The sequence below is a fragment of the Deltaproteobacteria bacterium IMCC39524 genome (assembly GCA_029667085.1).
Classification (GTDB): Bacteria; Desulfobacterota; Desulfuromonadia; order Desulfuromonadales; family BM103; genus M0040.
In genome coordinates, this window is record JARUHJ010000003.1 from 120,399 (window position 1) to 139,166 (window position 18,768).

General features: G+C 55.1%; 17 protein-coding genes. 16 read left to right on the forward strand and 1 reads right to left on the reverse strand.

The features are described from left to right. Positions 1–192: 192 nt before the first annotated feature. From rnhA to P9J64_08750, 14 genes are all read left to right on the forward strand, one after another. Entirely contained in the window at positions 193–651 is a 459-nt protein-coding gene (rnhA, locus tag P9J64_08685) for a ribonuclease HI (GenBank protein MDG5468392.1), read from the forward strand. A gap of 114 nt (positions 652–765) precedes the next feature. Then, positions 766–1,233: an NADH-quinone oxidoreductase subunit A gene (ndhC, locus tag P9J64_08690; protein ID MDG5468393.1), complete on the forward strand. Its 468-nt coding sequence runs from the start codon at positions 766–768 to the stop codon at positions 1,231–1,233. Continuing rightward, positions 1,230–3,620: an NADH-quinone oxidoreductase subunit B/C/D gene (locus P9J64_08695; protein ID MDG5468394.1), complete on the forward strand. Its 2,391-nt coding sequence runs from the start codon at positions 1,230–1,232 to the stop codon at positions 3,618–3,620. The genes ndhC and P9J64_08695 overlap by 4 nt, the downstream gene beginning before the upstream one ends. Before the next feature lie 119 nt (positions 3,621–3,739). Then, positions 3,740–4,234: an NADH-quinone oxidoreductase subunit NuoE gene (nuoE, locus tag P9J64_08700; GenBank protein ID MDG5468395.1), complete on the forward strand. Its 495-nt coding sequence runs from the start codon at positions 3,740–3,742 to the stop codon at positions 4,232–4,234. Positions 4,235–4,238: 4 nt separating this feature from the next. After that, positions 4,239–5,510 carry an NADH-quinone oxidoreductase subunit NuoF gene (gene nuoF, locus P9J64_08705; GenBank protein ID MDG5468396.1) on the forward strand — a complete coding sequence of 424 codons (1,272 nt, stop codon included), beginning with the start codon at positions 4,239–4,241 and terminating at the stop codon, positions 5,508–5,510. A gap of 36 nt (positions 5,511–5,546) precedes the next feature. Beyond that, positions 5,547–7,949 (forward strand): NADH-quinone oxidoreductase subunit NuoG, encoded by a 2,403-nt coding sequence (gene nuoG, locus P9J64_08710; GenBank protein ID MDG5468397.1) that lies wholly within the window; start codon positions 5,547–5,549, stop codon positions 7,947–7,949. Then, positions 7,946–8,941: an NADH-quinone oxidoreductase subunit NuoH gene (gene nuoH / locus P9J64_08715; protein ID MDG5468398.1), complete on the forward strand. Its 996-nt coding sequence runs from the start codon at positions 7,946–7,948 to the stop codon at positions 8,939–8,941. Before nuoG ends, nuoH begins: the two co-directional genes overlap by 4 nt. A gap of 97 nt (positions 8,942–9,038) precedes the next feature. After that, on the forward strand, positions 9,039–9,569 hold the full coding sequence (gene nuoI, locus P9J64_08720) for an NADH-quinone oxidoreductase subunit NuoI (protein ID MDG5468399.1): 531 nt from the start codon (positions 9,039–9,041) through the stop codon (positions 9,567–9,569). A gap of 223 nt (positions 9,570–9,792) precedes the next feature. Continuing rightward, the gene (locus tag P9J64_08725; GenBank protein ID MDG5468400.1) at positions 9,793–10,299 is read left to right on the forward strand and encodes an NADH-quinone oxidoreductase subunit J; all 507 of its coding nucleotides are present in this window, start codon (positions 9,793–9,795) and stop codon (positions 10,297–10,299) included. Beyond that, the gene (nuoK, locus tag P9J64_08730; GenBank protein MDG5468401.1) at positions 10,296–10,601 is read left to right on the forward strand and encodes an NADH-quinone oxidoreductase subunit NuoK; all 306 of its coding nucleotides are present in this window, start codon (positions 10,296–10,298) and stop codon (positions 10,599–10,601) included. The genes P9J64_08725 and nuoK overlap by 4 nt, the downstream gene beginning before the upstream one ends. Further along, the gene (gene nuoL, locus P9J64_08735; protein MDG5468402.1) at positions 10,598–12,478 is read left to right on the forward strand and encodes an NADH-quinone oxidoreductase subunit L; all 1,881 of its coding nucleotides are present in this window, start codon (positions 10,598–10,600) and stop codon (positions 12,476–12,478) included. Before nuoK ends, nuoL begins: the two co-directional genes overlap by 4 nt. Then, a complete protein-coding gene (locus P9J64_08740; protein MDG5468403.1) occupies positions 12,478–13,968 on the forward strand; it encodes an NADH-quinone oxidoreductase subunit M in 1,491 nt (496 codons plus the stop codon). The genes nuoL and P9J64_08740 overlap by 1 nt, the downstream gene beginning before the upstream one ends. Then, positions 13,965–15,383, forward strand: coding sequence for an NADH-quinone oxidoreductase subunit N (locus P9J64_08745; GenBank protein MDG5468404.1), 1,419 nt, complete (start codon positions 13,965–13,967; stop codon positions 15,381–15,383). Before P9J64_08740 ends, P9J64_08745 begins: the two co-directional genes overlap by 4 nt. A 54-nt stretch (positions 15,384–15,437) precedes the next feature. Beyond that, positions 15,438–15,842 (forward strand): CoA-binding protein, encoded by a 405-nt coding sequence (locus P9J64_08750; protein ID MDG5468405.1) that lies wholly within the window; start codon positions 15,438–15,440, stop codon positions 15,840–15,842. Between the two features lie 223 nt (positions 15,843–16,065). On the opposite strand, the gene P9J64_08755 is transcribed toward P9J64_08750, so the two are convergent. Beyond that, complete coding sequence (locus P9J64_08755) at positions 16,066–16,278, reverse strand: hypothetical protein (GenBank protein MDG5468406.1); 213 nt, start codon at positions 16,276–16,278, stop codon at positions 16,066–16,068. Positions 16,279–16,840: 562 nt separating this feature from the next. Between P9J64_08755 and P9J64_08760 the strand changes: the two genes are divergently transcribed. Further along, the gene (locus P9J64_08760; protein MDG5468407.1) at positions 16,841–18,487 is read left to right on the forward strand and encodes a GGDEF domain-containing protein; all 1,647 of its coding nucleotides are present in this window, start codon (positions 16,841–16,843) and stop codon (positions 18,485–18,487) included. Positions 18,488–18,500: 13 nt separating this feature from the next. Further along, a complete protein-coding gene (locus P9J64_08765) occupies positions 18,501–18,734 on the forward strand; it encodes a DUF1232 domain-containing protein (GenBank protein MDG5468408.1) in 234 nt (77 codons plus the stop codon). Positions 18,735–18,768 lie beyond the last annotated feature (34 nt).

Consider the following 18,768-nt stretch of genomic DNA (forward strand, 5'->3'; position numbering starts at 1 on the left):
TTTTTGTTTTTTCTCCTGTTTGGGTGTTTCTGCATATTCTATGCAACAGGAACACAGCAATTAGCTTTGCCTCATTGCTCTTGCGGGATTTTAATTTGTATACCGGTTTAACAGGGCTGAATTGCAAAAAAAGCTGTGTTAGGATGCTCTCGTGTTTTTATGATCATCTTTTCAGATTGGAACATGGCAAGTATGAGTAAACCTGCAGAGAAACTGGTGGAAATCTTCTCCGACGGTGCCTGCTCCGGTAACCCGGGGCCGGGTGGCTGGGGAACGGTTCTGCGCTGTGGCGATTATGAAAAAGAGTTCTCCGGTTATGACCCGGAGACCACTAATAACCGCATGGAGTTGATCGGTGCGATCGCCGGCCTGGAAGCCTTGAAGCGACCCTGTCAAGTCAGGGTGACCACCGATTCACAGTATGTAAAAAAAGGTATGACCGAGTGGATTGATGGTTGGGTCAAGCGCGGCTGGAAAAATTCCCAGAAGAAGCCGGTGGCCAACCGTGATCTTTGGGAGCGCCTGCTGGAATTGACCGACCCGCACGAGGTTGAGTGGTGCTGGGTACGGGGGCACGACGGCCACGCTGAAAACGAGCGCTGCGATGCCCTGGCAAGGGCAGCGATAGAGACGGCACGGGATGGGCTTTAATCCCCCGCCAAAAGGTGGACTTGACCCATTTTTATGCTAGTCTGATTCGAGACTTCAATGATAATTGACGATTGGTTTGTTCCCTCTTTTCAGAAGGTTACTTAACTTAAGCATATGTCACCTGCGACAGCCCCCTCACAGCTGATGGCGACGCCACCCGAATTCGAGTCTTACCTGGCTCTGGGAATCTATGGTGGTATAGCCATTTTCCTGGTTGCGGTTCTTTTGCTGCTCTCCTGGGGGCTTGGCCACAAGACCCGTTCCCGTCAGAAGCAGGAGCCTTACGAGTCGGGCATTCTGCCTCTCGACAATGCCCGCCTTAAAGGCCCGGTGCCCTTTTACCTGGTTGCGATCTTCTTTGTTATCTTCGATGTCGAGGTCCTCTTTGTCGCCTCCTGGGCGGTTGCCTATGAGCGGCTCGGTTGGTCTGGTTATGCCCACGTCTGTTTTTTCATCTTCATCCTTTTCCTTGGCCTGGTACATATCTGGAAAACCGGTGGACTCGACTGGGAACCGCGAGCCCAGCGCGAGCGGCGCAGGGCGCAGAATGATCAGCGCAGAGCAAAGGGGAGCGCATCATGAGCGAAGAGTTGCCTCCCAATGTCATACTGACAACCCTGGACGATGCTATCAACTGGGGGCGCAAGAACAGCCTCTGGCCGATGTTCTTCGGTCTTTCGTGTTGTTTCGTCGAGATGATGACCAGCATGACGCCCCGTTTCGATATTGCCCGCTTCGGCGCCGAGGTCTTGCGCAGCACACCGCGTGAAGCCGATCTGATGATCATTTCCGGAACTCCTTTTAAAAAGATGGGCGCCAGCATGTTGCGTGTCTACGAGCAGATGGCCAACCCCAAGTGGGTTATGGCGATGGGCAGTTGTGCAAACTCCGGCGGCATGTACGATGTCTACAGCGTCATGCAGGGCGTTAACCAGGTGCTGCCGGTCGATGTTTACGTGCCCGGCTGTCCACCACGTCCGGAAGCATTTCTGCAGGGTCTGATCATGTTGCAGGAAAAGATCGCCGCAGATGAGCAACCCGCCCGCAAGGTGCTCGGCATGCAAGGCGGCAGCGAGGGGACAGACGGACCGCTACTGATAGACGGCGTCAGCAAGAGCCGCGACACCCGTGGACCAGGCTTCGGCAACAGCCCTAACCGCGGCACATCCAGCCAGGCGCCAAATTTCTGGGGGAGCCGTGCCGAAGAGTTATGGCGTCCAGATCAGCCACGTGTAGACTTCGTCGCCTCAACACCTGACCTGCGCAAAACCCTGCACGAACATTTTGGTGACCGGGTGCGTGAAGACGCCAAGGGCGCTGATATGCCAACCTTCTGGACCGACACTGAGACGGCTCCAGAGTTGCTGCGTTTCCTCAAGGAACAGGCGCCGACCCGATACCGCCGCCTTGAAGACCTGACAGCAATCGACGAGCGGGCACGGAAAAAACGTCCCAATCACGATTTCACTCTCGTCTATCATCTCTTGTCCTTCGATGACCCCGGCTACCTGCGGGTCAAGGTCCCCCTGCAGGGAGAAACACCGACGGCACCGACGATCACCGACGTCTGGACCACGGCCAACTGGTATGAGCGCGAAGCCTACGACATGTTCGGCATCGATTTCAAAGGCCATCCCGACCTGCGCCGTATTCTCATGTCTCACGACTGGGAAGGGCACCCCTTGCGCAAGGACCATATCTCGCGCGCGACCGAGATGGAGCCCTTCACACCGGAAGCGGCAATGAAGATGGTGCCGCGTGATGCGGACAGCTTCTTCAGTGGCAAAGAGATGGAGCGGGTTGACGATGAGACCATGATTCTCAATCTTGGTCCTCATCATCCCGGTACTCACGGCGTTCTGCGCCTGGTCGCCAAGCTCAATGGTGAAGAGGTCGAGGATGTTGATGTCGACCTCGGTTACCACCATCGTGGCGCGGAGAAGATCGCGGAACGGCAACACTGGAACCAGTACATCCCTTACACCGACCGCATCGACTACCTCTCCGGCGTGCAGAATAACCTCGCTTACCTGTTGCCATTGGAGACCATGCTCGGTGTCGAGGTCCCGGAGCGGGCCCAGGTGATTCGGGTGATGCTCTGCGAGCTTTTCCGCTTGTCCAACCATCTGGTCTGGCTCGGCACTTTCGCTCATGATGTCGGTGCCATGACGCCGGTCTTCTACACCTTCGAGTCGCGGGAAAAAATCTTTGACATCATCGAGCAGATCACCGGTGGCCGTATGCACCCGGCCTGGCTGCGCGTTGGTGGTTTGCCTATGGACCTTCCCGATGGCTGGAAGCAGACCGTCGATATCTTTACGCGCGATTTTGACAAGCGCATCGATGAGCTCGACCGCATGTTGACCAACGGACCGATCTTCCGTGCGCGCACCGAAGGTGTTGGTGCCACGACCCTTGACGAAGCGATCGACTGGGGGATGTCCGGTGCCAACCTGCGCGCCTGCGGACTGGAATGGGACCTGCGCAAAAAGATGCCCTACTCCGGTTACGAACGCTTTGATTTCGAGATTCCCACTGAAACCGGTGGCTGCAGTTATGCGCGTTACCTGGTAAGGCTCAACGAAATGCGCCAGAGTTTGCGCATCGTCAAACAGGCCGCGGCCGATATGCCGGGTGGTCCTTACGTGAGCAACGATTTACGTTATGTCTATCCGGAACGCAATGCCGGCAAAAAAGATATCGAATCACTGATTCATCATTTTATGAATGTGACCCGCGGCCTGACGCCACCACGTGGCGAGTGTTACCGCGGCATCGAATCGAGCAAGGGTGAGTGCGGTTATTACGTGGTCAGCGACGGTGGCAACACTCCGTATCGTTTGCGCATCCGCACCCCGAGCTTCGCCCACATGCAGGTTTTCCCCAAGATCACCAAGGGCTGGATGATTTCCGACTTGATCATGGTTTTGGGGGCAATTGATTTTATTCTCGCAGATTTGGACAGGTAGCTTTTTAACGCAAAGACGCAATGGAAAAAGAAAGACGCTATGAAAAGCAATGAAGAGAAAAGACTCTCTTTGCGCCATTCGTTAAACTTTGCGCCTTTGCGTTGCGCTGGTCGGTTTTTATGAAAGAACTTTTACCTCAAAAACAGATCGACAGCTTCAAAGCCAAGGCGGCGGCGATTGCTCATCCCCATGAGTTGATCGTTGACCAGTTGCGGGCGATCCAGTTGCATCACGGCTGGGTGCCTGACGACGGTGTGCTGTTGACGGCTGAAACCCTCGGGGTTCTACCGATCGAAGTGGAGGAGGTGGCCACTTTCTACGATAAGATCTTCCGGCGTGAGGTTGGCAAGCGGGTCATTCATGTTTGTGATTCAATTTGCTGCTGGTCGACCGGTGCCGAGATGATCACCGAACATCTCATGAAAACTTTGGGAATCGGCCTGGGTGAAACAACAGCTGACGGCATCTTCACCCTGCTGCCAACCTGCTGTCTTGGTGCCTGTGGTGATGCCCCGGCCATGATGATCGGCTTTACCACGCACGGTTTGCTGACCACCGAGAAGATTGATGCCATTCTGCAAAGGGAGCGTGCCGCAGTAGCGGCCGAGGTTTAAGGATATGAACGCCTATACACAGGTTCTATTCAAAAATCGCCGGCCGAACGAGACGATCCTTTTGCCCGAGTACGAGAAGAACGGTGGCTACCAGGGCCTGCGCGCGGCGATGAAGATGTCGCCGGCCGAGGTCTGCGAGCTTGTCAAGGGCTCCGGTCTGCGTGGCCGTGGCGGCGCAGGCTTTCCCACAGGGATCAAATGGTCTTTTTTCCCGGCCGATCAACCGGGAGACAAATACCTGGTCTGTAACGGTGACGAGATGGAGCCGGGCACTTACAAGGATCGCCAACTGCTACTGGCCGACCCTCATCAACTGGTCGAGGGGATGGCGATTGCAGCCTATGCCCTGCAGACCCAGATCGGTTACATCTTCCTGCGTTACGCGTACGAAGATTGTTTTCAACGGCTTGAGCGGGCGATTGAAGAAGCGGTCGAAGCGGGCTACCTGGGGGGAAATATCCTTGGTTCCGGATTTGACGTCGAACTGCACGTACACGGGAGTGCCGGGCGCTACATCCTTGGCGAGGAGACCTCTCAGCTCAACGGTCTCGAGGGCCGTCGGCCCAATCCGCGTTCCAAGCCGCCTTTCCCGGCCCAGCGTGGTCTCTTCGGGCTACCCACCAACGTCAACAACGTCGAAACCCTGGCCACCGTACCGCATATTCTGACTCATGGCACCGCCTGGTTTCAGGATCTGGCGCTGAATCCGGAGAGTGCCGGAACCAAGCTCTTTGGCCTGTCCGGACACCTGAACCGCACGGAATGCTTTGAGCTGCCCCTCGGCATCACCTTGCGTGAAGTCGTGGAAGATTTTGGCGGTGGCGTACGGGGGGGCAAAAAATTCAAAGCCTGTTTGCCAGGTGGCGCGTCAACCCCATACCTGAACACCGATCACCTTGACGTGATGATGGATTTCAACCCTCTTGAAGAGGTCGAGAGCCGTCTCGGTACAGCGGGCGTGACAGTCTTTGATGAAGACACCTGCATGGTGGCGGTAACCCGCAACCTCAACCAGTTCTTCGCCCGCGAAAGCTGCGGCTGGTGCACACCTTGCCGAGATGGTCTGTCCACCATCTCCTGGCTGCTCGACCGAATCGAGTTCGGCCAGGCGACCAACGACGATCTGGCGATGCTCAAGGACCAGGTGAAAAATATCAAGGGACGCTCTTTTTGCGCCCTGGCCGAAGGCGCCATGGGGCCGGTAGAAGCTCTGCTGCGGCTCTATGAAGATGAAATCAAGGATCACATCCGCAAAGGATGCTGTCCTTTTAACTAGGCGAGCCCCCAGAGGCCAGCCCCGACAACCGATTTTATGCCTAAACTGACTATCGACAACCTTGAAGTGACCGTGCCGGACGGGACCAACGTCCTCGAAGCCGCACGTGAACTCGACATCGTCATCCCCCACTTCTGCTACCACGAAGCACTGGGATCCGTCGGGTCCTGTCGTCTCTGCGCCATGATGTTTGTCGATGGCCCGGTCAAGGGTTTGCAGATGGCCTGTATGGTCCAGGCTCAGGACGGCATGGTGGTTTCGTCAACCGATCCCGATGCCATGGAAATGCGCGAGCATGTCATCGAATGGGCCATGATCAATCATCCTCATGATTGTCCGGTCTGCGACGAAGGCGGCGAGTGTCAGTTGCAGGAGATGACTGTGGCCGGTGGTCATGGTGTCCGCCGCTATAGTGGCAAGAAATGCACCTTCGTCAACCAGGATCTGGGGCCATTCGTACAGCAGGAGATGAACCGTTGTATCACCTGTTATCGTTGTGTGCGCACCTATCGCGACTATTGTGGCGGTACCGACTACGGTGTTTTTGGCTCACGCAATCGGATTCAGTACAGCCGTTTCCAGGAAGGTGCCTTGGAGAGTCCCTTCTCCGGAAATATTATCGATGCCTGCCCGACCGGGGTTCTTACCAGCAAGCCGTTCCGTTTCAAGACACGACTCTGGGATCTGCAAGAAGCGCCGTCAATCTGTCCGCACTGTAGCCTCGGTTGTGCCACCGTTCCCGGCGGTCGTTATCGTGAGATACAACGGGTCAGAGCCGGTATCAACCGGGAAACCAACGGTTTCTTCATCTGCGATCGCGGCCGCTTTGGTTACGATCATGTCAATCATCCCGAGCGACCGCGTCAGGCGCGCCTCGATGGACAGCCTGTCGCTGTTGATACTGCCTTGCGTGCCGCCCGTGAGCGGGTTGCAGCAATCGCAAGCAAATACGGACCGGACAGCGTCGCTTTCCTCGGTTCTCCCCGCTCTAGCTTTGAAGCCAGTGTGCTTTTACACGATTGGGCTAGAGCAACCGGTTCGCAGCAGCTTGTTTACGAAGCTCATCAGGGGCGTGATCGTGCCGCCCGGACTCTGACAGCCCAACTTGGCAAGCATGTCCGCAGCCAGGAAGATCTCCGTCAAAGTGACCTGGTGGTCCTCTTTGGTGCCGATCCTCTGGCAGAAGCTCCGATGTTGGCCTTAGCTATCCGCCAGGCGGTACGCAAGGGTGGCAAGGTCGTCGTTATTGACCCTCGTCCGGTGGAGTTGCCCTGCGCTGCAAACCACTTGCCACTGTCTCCGGAAAGATTGTCAGAAGCCCTCGTGGCGCTCGGCAAGAACGATTTGAACGCCTTCGAAGCTGACGAGCGAGCCCTGCTTGAGAGTCTCGTTGAGCAACTCAAGGCTGCTCAGCGTCCTGTTCTGATCGGTGGGGCTGAAATCCTTGGTGGGCAGGGCGTTCAGGCCCTCTGCTCTGTTGCAGGGCAGTTCTCCTCTGATCAACGCTCTGTCGGTGTCATCACCTTGCTGGCCGGGCCCAACAGTTATGGCGGCGCTCTCCTTTCCGGTAACGGCCCTGATTTTGATAGCGTTCTTGATGCCGTTCAGGAAGGCACCGTGCGCGCGTTGGTCTGTCTGGAAAGTGATCCCTTCCGTGAAGCCAGGGATCCTGCTCGAGCTCAGGCCGCTCTCGGTCATCTGGAAGTACTGGTGAGCTTTGATTCGACAGCGAACCTCGCAGCCCAACGTGCTGATATTTTCTTGCCAACACGTGCCAACGCTGAAATGGCAGGAAGCTATGTGAACAACGAAGGCCGCCTGCAGGACTTCCTGCCGGTCATCGATCCGGGGGTGCCAATCCGTGAGGCAGGTGCTGGCAACCACCCCCCCCGCGAATTCTTCCAGACAACCCCTGGTTCCGCTCCCGAAGCAGACTGGCTGCTTTTGGCCGGACTCCTCGAACGCGATTTGAACCTCGTTGAATTGCGCGAATCAATCGAGCAGGACCATCCCCTGTTTGCAGGACTTTCATCAATTGCCGCAGAAACGACAGGTGTCCGCCTGACCGCCCAAGGCACTTTGCCTCCGGCCGAAGAGCAGGAACTGCCTCATACCGCGGCGGCTGAGTCCTTGATTCTCATGGCCATCACCGGCCAGGTTGGCTCCCGCTGGCTGGCGCACCTCTCTGCGCCTCTGGCCGCCACGGAGCCGCAACCTTATGTCCTCCTGCATCCTGAGCTGGCAGCGGAGTTGAATCTGGCAGCGGACGAACGGGCACGTCTGACCACTCATTTTGGCCATTGTCACGTCATGATCCGCACGGACGAAAAGATGCTGAAAGGATTGGTCATGGTACCGCAACTCTGGGATACCGCGCTTGAAGGGATGGTCCCGGGCGGCATGCTCGACTGCCGACTTGAGAAGGAGGCACAGCGATGAATGATCTGCTGATCAGCCTGATTCTCATCCTGGTCAAGCTCGGCCTGATCTTCGGCGTGGTGCTGACCATGGCCGCCTACCTGGTGCTGGCTGAGCGAAAAATTCTGGGCCGCATGCAGATGCGTTACGGCCCCAACCGTATCGGTCCCGGCGGTATGATCCAGCCGTTGTGCGATGTCATCAAACTGATCACCAAGGAAGACTTTGTCCCCGCCCGTGCGGACAAGTGGATTTTCCTCTTCGCTCCCGGGTTGACCGCCCTGACCGCTCTGCTCAGCTTTGCAGTCGTGCCGTTTTCACCGCCGCTAACCCTGTTCGGTCGCCAGATCCCGATGGTTGTATGTGATTTGAACATCGGCCTGCTCTACATCTTCGGGCTCTCCTCTCTGGCTGTTTATGGTGTCGTGCTGGGTGGCTGGGCCTCAAACTCAAAATATTCATTGCTCGGTGCCATGCGTGGCCTTTCGCAAATGCTCTCTTACGAGCTCTCACTTGGCCTGGCTCTGGTGCCGGTCGTGATGAGTGCCAAGTCCTTCTCCCTGACCGAGATCGTCATGGCACAGTCCACCTGGCCCAATATGTTGCAGCATCCGTTGGCCTTCATCATCTTTATGATCAGCATCACCGCTGAATCGAAACGGACCCCCTTCGATATGCCGGAGGCGGAAAACGAGATCGTCGCGGGTTTCCATACCGAGTACTCCGGTATGCGCTTCGGGCTCTTCTTTGTCGGCGAATATATCAACCTGATCGTCATCGGCGCCATGACCACGGTATTCTTTCTCGGTGGTTGGCACGGGCCGTTCCTGCCGCCGGTGGTCTGGTTTGTCGGTAAGGTCCTCTTTGTCGCCTTCCTTTTTATCTGGGCCCGCGGCAGCATGCCACGCCCGCGCTACGATCAGTTACTGCGCTTCGGTTGGAAGGTGTTGATTCCACTGGCCCTGCTGAATGTGGTTATTACCGGAGCGATCCGGTTGGCGATGAATGGATAGCTAAATGTGGAGAAGGGTTAAGGGAAAAGGGCTGAAGGTTAAGCCTTTCACCATGAACCCTGTTCCCTGAACCTGTGACCCTGTACTCGAAATTATTATGAATCTTTGGCGCGATATAAAAGGCACCCTGCAGCCGTTCTGGATCACCCTCGGTTATCTCTTCAAGAAGCCGGTGACCATCCAGTATCCGGAAGAGAAGCGCACGCCGCCGCCACGTTACCGGGCGCGCCTCGTGTTGACCCGCAATCCTGACGGCACGGAGCGCTGTGTCGCTTGCCAGCTGTGCAGTGCTGCCTGTCCGGTCGACTGCATTTCGATGCAGGCCGCTGAAGATGGTGACGGCCGCCGTTATGCGAGCTGGTTCCGGATCAATTTTGCCCGTTGCATCTTCTGCGGCCTCTGCGCTGAAGCCTGTCCAACCATGGCGATCCAGGCCACCCCGGATTACGAGATTTGCAATCGTGACCTGCTCAAGCTGGTGCAGGAAAAAGAAGATTTGCTGATCGATGGTTGCGGCAAGGATACGGAATACAACTATTACGAACATGCGGGAATCGGTGTGGTTAATGAACGCGGCGGCAACGAAGATGAATACGGTCCCGTGGATCCGAAAGCTTTAGTGCCTTGAGTTTATCACTAATAAACTTACAGAGCTTCGATCTGAAGTTAGGGTTTTAGAGAAGAAAGTGCGTGGTTTCGAACCCCAGAAAGGGTGAGCGCTCTAAACAAAAGGTACACCACAGAGGCACAGAGGACTCAGAGAAAAACCAGAGACTGTTTTGAATCCTTTACCTCTGTGTTCTCTGTGCCTCTGTGGTAAGTATTTAAGTTTTTGTAGCGAGCTAATATTTATGGCGACATTGTTATTCTACATACTCGGCTTCATCATGCTTGCAGCAACCCTGCTCTGCATCACGCGCCGAAATCCTGTCCACGCCGTGATCTACCTGGTGGTGAGCTTCTTCGCCCTGGCGATCATGTTCTACCTGCTCGGAGCCCCTTTGGTGGCAGCCTTTGAGGTGATTGTTTATGCCGGTGCAATCATGGTGCTCTTTCTGTTTATTATTATGATGCTCGGTCTGGCACCGCAAGAAACTCCGCAAGGACCCGGATGGCAGAGATGGGGGCCTCTGGTGCTGCTCTCTTCGAGCCTGATGATCTGCACCCTGATGCTGATTTTCCAGGATCCGGCGGCGGGCAAGGACATTGGCTCGTTCTACCTGGCGCCGCAGGCCGTCGGCGAAGCACTCTTCGGCCGCTACGCCCTGGCGGTGGAGGTGATCTCCTTCCAGCTGCTCTTTGCTACGATTGGGGCCTACATGCTCGGCAAGCCATTACCGAAAGGGGATGAACAATGATGATTCCCTTCGGACATGCTCTGGCTTTTGCGGCAGCGCTTTTTGTGCTCGGTTTGACCTGTGTCTTGCTGAGACGCCAGGTCATCATGATTCTGGTTGGCGTGGAGATCATGCTCAACGCCGCTTCACTGGTGTTTGTCGCGGCCTCGGCCTACTGGCAGCAAGCCGATGGCCAGGTTTTTGTAATCATACTCATGGCGATTACCGCTGCAGAGGTTGCAGTGGCCCTGGCCATGGTGGTTTATCTGTGGCGGCGCAAGCGTAGCTTGGTCGCCGATGTTTTCAACGGGATGCGTGGATGAACGAGAGCCTGCTCTTCCTCATACCTCTGTTGCCGCTCTGCTGTGCGGTGATCAACATGGTCTTCGGCATGCGCCTGCCGCGCCTCTTTGCCGAGGTTCTGGCAGTAACGGGAGTCGTCGGGGCCTTTGTGCTGACCCTGCTCTTCTGGGGTTACGCTGAAGGAGAAGGGACCCGCGCGGTTCTCTTTACCTGGCTTAACAGCGGCAGCGTCGATATCAGCTTCGCCCTCAACTTCGATCGCCTCGCGGCACCGATGACTTTGATGGTGACCGGCGTTGCCTCTCTGATCCATCTCTATGCAGTCGGCTATATGCATGAAGAAGAGGATTACGCCCGCTTTTTCAGCCTGCTCAATCTCTTTGTCTTTGCCATGCTGGCGATCATCCTGGCCGACAACCTGCTGGTGCTCTTTCTCGGCTGGGAAGGCGTGGGGCTATGTTCCTACGGCCTGATCGGTTTCTGGTATCGCAAGCTGGAAAACGCCAAAGCTGGCGTCAAGGCTTTCTTGGTCACCCGCGTTGGCGATGTTTTTCTTGCCATCGCCCTGCTCTGGCTCTTTGCGGTTACCGGCACTCTGTCGATCAGTGAAATCAATGCCCAGGCGGCCTCGATTTCACCAGGCGTTGTCATCGCCGTGAGCCTGCTCCTTCTGCTCGGCGCTTGCGGCAAATCAGCCCAACTCCCTCTGATGACCTGGCTGGCCGACGCTATGGCCGGCCCGACGCCGGTTTCAGCGCTGATTCATGCCGCGACCATGGTCACTGCTGGTGTTTACCTGCTTTGCCGTCTCTTCCCGTTGGTCTCCCTCTCGCCAGTCGCCATGACCGCGATTACAGCCATTGGTGCCTTGACGGCAATTTATGCCGCGACCTGTGCCATGGCCCAACGCGAGATTAAACGAGTGCTGGCCTATTCGACCATGAGCCAGGTTGGCTACATGTTCATGGCGGTTGGCGCCGGCAGCGTGGCCGGTGCCATGTTCCATCTTCTGACCCATGCATTCTTCAAGGCCGTACTCTTTATGGCCGCCGGTTGTGTGATTCATCTCGCCGGTGAAGAAAATGACATCTTCAAAATGGGTGGTTTGACCCGTCGCGGACCCGTCGAACTCTTCTGGGTCTTTCTGGCCGGGGCCGTCTGCCTGGCGGGTTTACCATTAACCGGCGGTTTCTTCTCCAAGGACGGCATCCTGCTGGCCCTCTTTACCCATCCGGAACCCTTCTACCGTGTCTTCTGGTTGATCGGGGTTGTCACGGCGCTGTTGACAGCCTTCTATACCTTCCGCCTGGTTTATCTGGTCTTTGCCGGAGAGTATCGCGGTGTGGGTCATCCCCATGCACTGCCGCTGCTGATGCGTTGGCCGCTCTGGCCGCTGGCTTTCATTGGACTATTCGGTGGCTTGCTCAACCTGCCTGCCTTTGTCGGTGGCAGCGAAACACTGCATCACTGGTACGACAACCTGGCAGGTCGTACCGTGACCGCCAGTCACGAGGTGGAATGGATGCTGATCCTTCTCGCCGTAGCGATCGCAGCGGTTGGCTGGTTCGCGGCCCATTGGCGTTATCGAGTCTATCGGGCCCCGCAGGAGAACGCACTGAGTCGCTTCCTCCTCAATGGCTGGTATGCCGACGCCATCGTCGATCGGCTCTTTGTCCGCCCCTTTGCAGCCATGGGCCGTTTCTGTTCTTCAGGTTGTGATCGTACCCTCTTCGACGGCACCCTTAACGGCCTGGCAAAGATGGCCATGGGCTGGAGTTCCTTGATTGTTCAGATGACCACCGGAAGATTGACAACCTACCTCTCTGCTTTTGCCTGGGGGTTTCTCGTCCTGCTCGGTTGGTTCCTGCTGAAGCTGGTTAGCGGGGGAGGCCACTGATGACTGAGTTGACGAGCCTTCCACAATTTCCCTGGCTGAGCCTGCTGGTTGTGTTGCCCCTGGCCGGCGCACTTCTCTGCCTGATGCACAGCAAACGTCCCGCCGATTGTCGCGCCCTGTCGCTGGCGACTTCGCTGGCGGTCTTCGGCGTAGCCCTCTACCTCTTTATCTGCCATGGGCAGGGTGAAGGTCGCTGGCTGCTGTACGAGGATGTCAGCTGGATCGAGCGTTACGGCGCCCGCTATGTTCTGGCCTTGGACGGCATCGCCCTGCTGATGGTGCTGCTGACCTCTTTCATGCAGGTTTCTGCGGTTCTGCTCGCCTGGCGTGTTGAACGTCAAGTCTCCAGTTTCTTTGCTTTGCTACTCTTGCTGGAAGCTGGTTTGATGGGCATCTTCCTTGCCTACGACCTAGTTCTTTTCTATCTCTTCTGGGAAGTCGCGCTGATCCCGATGTTCTTCCTGATCAGTGTCTGGGGTGGAGCCAACCGCCGTCAGGCCGCGCTCAAGTTCTTCCTCTACACCCTGGTCGGCAGCTTCTTCATGTTGATCGCCATCATCGCGCTCTACCAGATCCACGGCGCACAGAGTGGCATTTACAGCTTTGTCATCGGTGATCTCTTGCAAACCCAACTGACCGCTGCTCAGGAAGGTTGGCTCTTCGCCGGCTTCATGGCGGCCTTCATCGTCAAGTCGCCACTGGTGCCATTTCATACCTGGCTGACCGACGCTCTAACCGAATCACCTGCGGCAGGCTCTCTCGACCTGACCGGCCTGCTGCTGAAAACCGGTATCTACGGATTGATTCGCGTGGCCTTCCCGCTCTTCCCGAATGCCACAGAGAGCTTTTTGCCGATCCTTGCGGTCTTCGCTCTGGTCGGGCTCTTTCATGCCGCCTGGAGTGCTTATCATCAAGATGATATCAAGCGCCTGCTCGCCTATTCATCGATTTCCCACCTTGGTCTGGTAGTGCTTGGCCTGGCCGCCTGGCAGCTGACGGCCTGGGAGGGCAGTATTCTGCTGATGGTCACCCACGGTATCACCACCGGAGCTCTCTTCGTGTTAGTTGCCTTGATTCAAGAACGGACCGGCACGCGCAGTTTGAAAGAATTGGGTGGGCTCTGGGGTCAGGCGCCCTGCCTCGGTTTCCTCTTCCTGCTTTTTTCCCTGGCTTCGCTTGGCTTGCCCGGCTTGGCCAACTTTGCCGGTGAGATCCTGGTATTGCTCGGCACCTTCCAGCAGCACCCGTTCTGGGCGGTGATTGCCTTGCTCGGTGTGGTCTTTGCCGCAGCTTATATGTTACGCCTGGTTCAGGGAGTCCTCTGGGGCCCGGTTTACAAAGAACGCAGCTTGCCTGATTTGACCCTGAGAGAGTGGATCATCCTCTTGCCAATGGCCATCCTCGTCGTCTGGATGGGTGTTTATCCCGAACCGTTCCTGGCGCCGATGCATGGCGCTGTCGCTTCCCTGCTGGCGGGAGGTCTGCCATGAGTCTACTTGACCTGCTCGCTTTATTACCCGTCCTGATTCTCGTTTTTGCCGCAACGACCATTCTCATGGTCGGAGCCTGGTACAGAGAACCTCGTCCGCTTATTGCCGGTGGTATTCTAACGGCTTTACTGGCGGCACTGGCCGCCGGGATGGTGGCACCACCTGTCTCTGAGATCGCCGGCCTCTTCAGTGCAGGCGGTTACGCGCGCTTTTTTACCATCCTCTGGTCACTGCTGGCTGCGGCCGGGTTGATGCTTGGCGGTCGTTTTGTCGAGGACAAGAAAATCGGGGCCGGCGAATATGTTTCCCTGCTTCTCTACGGTGCGGCAGGTATGGCGCTGCTTTCTTCAGCCACCCACCTGCTTGGCCTGTTTCTGGCTCTCGAGACCTTCACCCTGGTGTTCTATATATTGATTGCCTGCAACCGTGACTGTGAATTTGCTGCTGAAGCCGGCTTAAAATATCTCCTCATGGGCGCCGTCGCCACCGGTTTCATGGCTTTCGGTATTGCCCTGATCTATGCCTCGACCGGTTCGCTCGCTCTTCCTGACGCAATGACACAACTCACCACCGTGAGCGGTGAACTGCACGCCTGGGGTCTGCTGGGCTGGGGGATGATCCTGATTGCGGTTGGGTTCAAGATTTCCCTGGCCCCTTTCCATCTCTGGACGCCCGATGTCTACCAGGGGGCTCCTGCTCCGGTTGCTGCTCTGCTGGCCACCGGCTCCAAAGGAGCGGTGGTCGCCGCGTTGGTTGGCATGCTGGCGGCCTCAGGACCGATCTGGCATGACCTGGTCGACTTGATCTGGCTGCTTGCGGCTTTGACGATGTTGGTCGGCGCCTTCAGCGCCCTCGCTCAAAAGAATCTCAAGCGCCTGCTCGCTTACTCCTCTGTGACACATATGGGCACGCTGCTGGTGGGCCTGCTCTGTCAAACTTCCGAGGGGTTGGCCGCTACAACCTTTTACGTGGTGGTGTACGTTGTCGCCAGCTTCGGTGCCTTTGCCGTAATCGCTTCTTTCGCAGACAAGCGCGGCGAGCCGATGTCTTTTGATGATTTGCGGGGCTTGGGCTATCGGCATCCGCTGCGCTGCGCCGTGCTGGTCCTGCTGCTGCTGTCGTTGGCCGGGTTGCCCGCTACCGCCGGCTTCATGGCCAAGTTCACGATCTTTCATGCGGCCTTGCAGTCCGGCTATATAGGTCTGGTCGTGATCGGGGTTTTTGCTTCGGTCGTCTCCTTTGCCTTTTACCTGCGTGTCGCCATGCTGCTTTTCCAATCCGACAAGCCCGCCTCAACCTGGCATGTCGGCTCGCCCCTCGAGCACGCTGTTCTCGCCGTTTGTTCCTCTGCGGTTCTCGTCTTAGGCCTCTTCCCGGGTGTGCTCTTTGATCTGATCGGTCGCCTCTTACCCTGACTCCCCTGTTTGGGTTATTATGGGTGCAGGGCTATTCACTAGAGGAGCTTTCCCATGACAATATCTGAGCGAATCGAAACCTTTTTAGCTGCTGACGCGTTTGGCGTTGTCGGCGCTTCATCCAAACCCCACAAATATGGCAACAAGGTCTTGCGCTGCTACCAACAGAACCAACATGCAGTGATTCCCGTCAATCCCGTCGAAAAGGTCATTGAAGGTCTCGACTGCGTCGCCTCAGTTAATGAGCTGCCGGGACATGTCGACAGTATCTCTATCATTACCCCGCCACAGGTCACGGAAAAAGTGGTCATTTCCGCGATTGCCAGGGGCATTAAAAATGTCTGGATGCAACCCGGCGCAGAAAGTCCTCAAGCTGTGGCGACATGTGAAGCGGCTGGAGTCAATGTGATTGCCGATGGTAGTTGTGTTCTGGTGGTGATGGGGTACCGGGAACATTAGGCGGAAAGGAATTGATCTCAGCCCTGGGCAAGAGCTGCTGCCCTTGGGGAGGAATTCAGGGCGAGAGAGGAGTAAAAAAAAGAGGACAAGGCCTGCTGGCCACGTCCTCTTTTTTAGTTGATATTTGCTACTGGCACTACACCATGGAGATCACGTCAATAATCACAAAGTAGAGATGTCAGAAGGTGTTCCGTGGTTTTAATGATCAATGCTCGGTGCTTGCTTATGCTGCGTAGCAGTAATCATCACCTTCAACAGTTTCGGTCAAAGCTTCGAGAAAGGATGCCTGCTGCGTATCTTTGATGACTTCTGTCAGCCCGTGATTGACTGACCAGCTGCTTTCACAGGTGGGGCATTCAAACAGGTCCTCGTAGAAGCCTTCGGCATGCAGGTCTATCTCTTGGGTCTCTAAGCTCTTGCAAATTGGGCACTTCATAAGTTGCCTCCTATATGTGGTTAAATTTAATCGATATTGTCAATACAAGTTAAACATAGAAGAGAAACGCCCCTTTGGCAAGCAAGTTTTTTGTAAAAATTCTTATAAAACAGTATGTTATAGTCGTTTTCTGTTTTGCTGGGTAGACCGCTGGTTTAAGATGGCTTTTGTACACGGCGCTTAAATTCGCAAGCTCATCGGTTCGTGTTCCCTGAATATCGAAGAACAGGCTTGGTCAGAGGTTTTAACAGTGCAACCACTATTTTGTTTCGCAGATGTCCATGGTTCAGTTCAATCAAGTATAAAAAATCGTAGCAGGACAACTTTTTTACTTCACGAACCATTGCCAAACTCTGTTTACACGGCTGTCGGCAGTTTTTAAGCCTTTAGGTAAGAGCAAGCCCCGGTTTTTTGGGTGCCTTCGTCTGCTTTTTGACCTCGCCAGGCAAAATAAGGTAATGTGCCAAGCGCTACAAAGCTGTTCATGTTAAAAAGCAATCACCGACTTACAGCTTCAGCAAAAGCATTAAGTGATGACAGGTACTTTTTACAGGCCTCCACGATGGACACCAAAGAACTGAAAATTGATTGGCTGTATCGCCTGAAGAAGAAAATGCTCTTCTCTCTTCTCGGCGTACTTACGGTGGCCATCTTGGTGACCATGGTCATTATTGCCGTTAATCTTCGTGACACTTTAGTTAATGACAGTAAGCTCAAAACCCGGGAGCTTGCGGTAACCATCAATTCAAATCTTCATTACCTGATGATTCTGCGTGCTCCCGAAGCCATTCAGGACACCCTGGAACATATTGTGGAGGAGAATGAATCGGTTCTTCAGGCGACCATATTGAACAGTCAGGGCAGCGTGACCTATTCCTCCGATCCGTCTCTGATCGGCATTACTTATGACCGTTATGAAGAGGCCTCATGCAGTGTCTGTCATAACCGTTCTGGAACAGAAACTGAATTTGATGCTTTGGTCTTGACGACAGGTCAAGAAAGCCATCGCAATATCTCCCTGATTGACAACGAGAAAGACTGTTACAATTGCCATGACCCCGCCAAGGAGACCATCGGCAAGCTGATTATCGACCGATCTCTTGAAACCACACATTCATTGATTCAAGAGATTCAGCTGATCCTGATTGGCGCCAGTGTCGTCTGTCTGATTATCCTTGTGCCGCTTTTTTCCAGACTCCTCTCAAGGGGCATCGACAAGTATATCCTTGAAATCTTTACCCGGAATGAAGAGTTGCGGCTGCTCTATGTCATGGTTGAGCGGTTGAGCAAGACGCTGGATATGGTTCTGCTCAAAGAAATCGTCATTGAAATCTTTAAAGACATACTGAATGCTGACGAAGTGACTTTAATTCTTGCGCGAGGAGAAAATGATTTCAACGGCTCTGAATGGACCAGGGAGAGCGGCAAGGTCGAGCGTAAAAACATCGCAGAGGATGAAGTTCTTAACCAGACCATGCAGGAGTGGTTATCGGGAGAGCTTGTGAAAATGAGAGTTTCTGCTGATACCAAGCAGCTCTTCATGCCGATAGAGAAGGGCGTGCAAAGGCTTGCCCTGGTTATTGCCAGGAAAAAGGGCCGCTATTTTGACACGGAGCGCCTCAAGCTCTGCTCGGTTATCAGCAGTCACATCGCCTTTGCTTTCGATAATGCAAGACTCTACTATATTGCCATAACCGATGATCTGACTAAAACCTTTACCAGGCGACATTTCCGCCAGTGTATCGACCAGACTTTTATTGAACACCAACAAGACGGCCATAAGTTTGCCCTGTTGATGATGGACCTTGATAAGTTCAAACAGGTTAACGACACCCACGGTCACGTTGTCGGCGATGCCGTTCTTAAGCAGATTGGGGGCATTATTCATAGCTCGATACGGGAGAATGATCTTGTCTTCCGCTACGGTGGTGAAGAGTTTGCCGTGATCCTGCCGAACACCAGTGAAAAAGGCGCACGCTATGTGGCCGAACGGATCAGGGCGACCACGGAAGCAGCGGTTTTCGAACCTGGGACAATCGATCTGAAACTGACCATAAGCATCGGCATAGAAACCTGTCCGGAATCTGCTTCGATTCATGACCTGATTGTCTCCGCGGACCAAGCGCTCTATGCGGCGAAAAAGCAGGGTCGCAATCGGGTCGTTCTTGCAGAGGTGGCACACGGGTTAGAGTCGGAGAAAGAATTATAGCTGAGGGGGTTTCATGAAAAGAATAGTTGTTTTCTGTGTTGGCATACTGGCAATGATCTACATTCTCAACCCGACCGCCGGTTTGTTCGAAATCATACCGGACAACCTGCCTCTGGTCGGCAACCTTGATGAAGCGGCGGCGGTCGCGCTGCTACTGATGTGCCTGAGCTATTTCGGTATCGATTTACCGAACATTTTTAAGCGTGACAAGGATGATGAAAAAACCATCAATCTCGATAAGGAATGAAAAGAGATCCCTTTTAAGAATAGAAAAAGGCAGC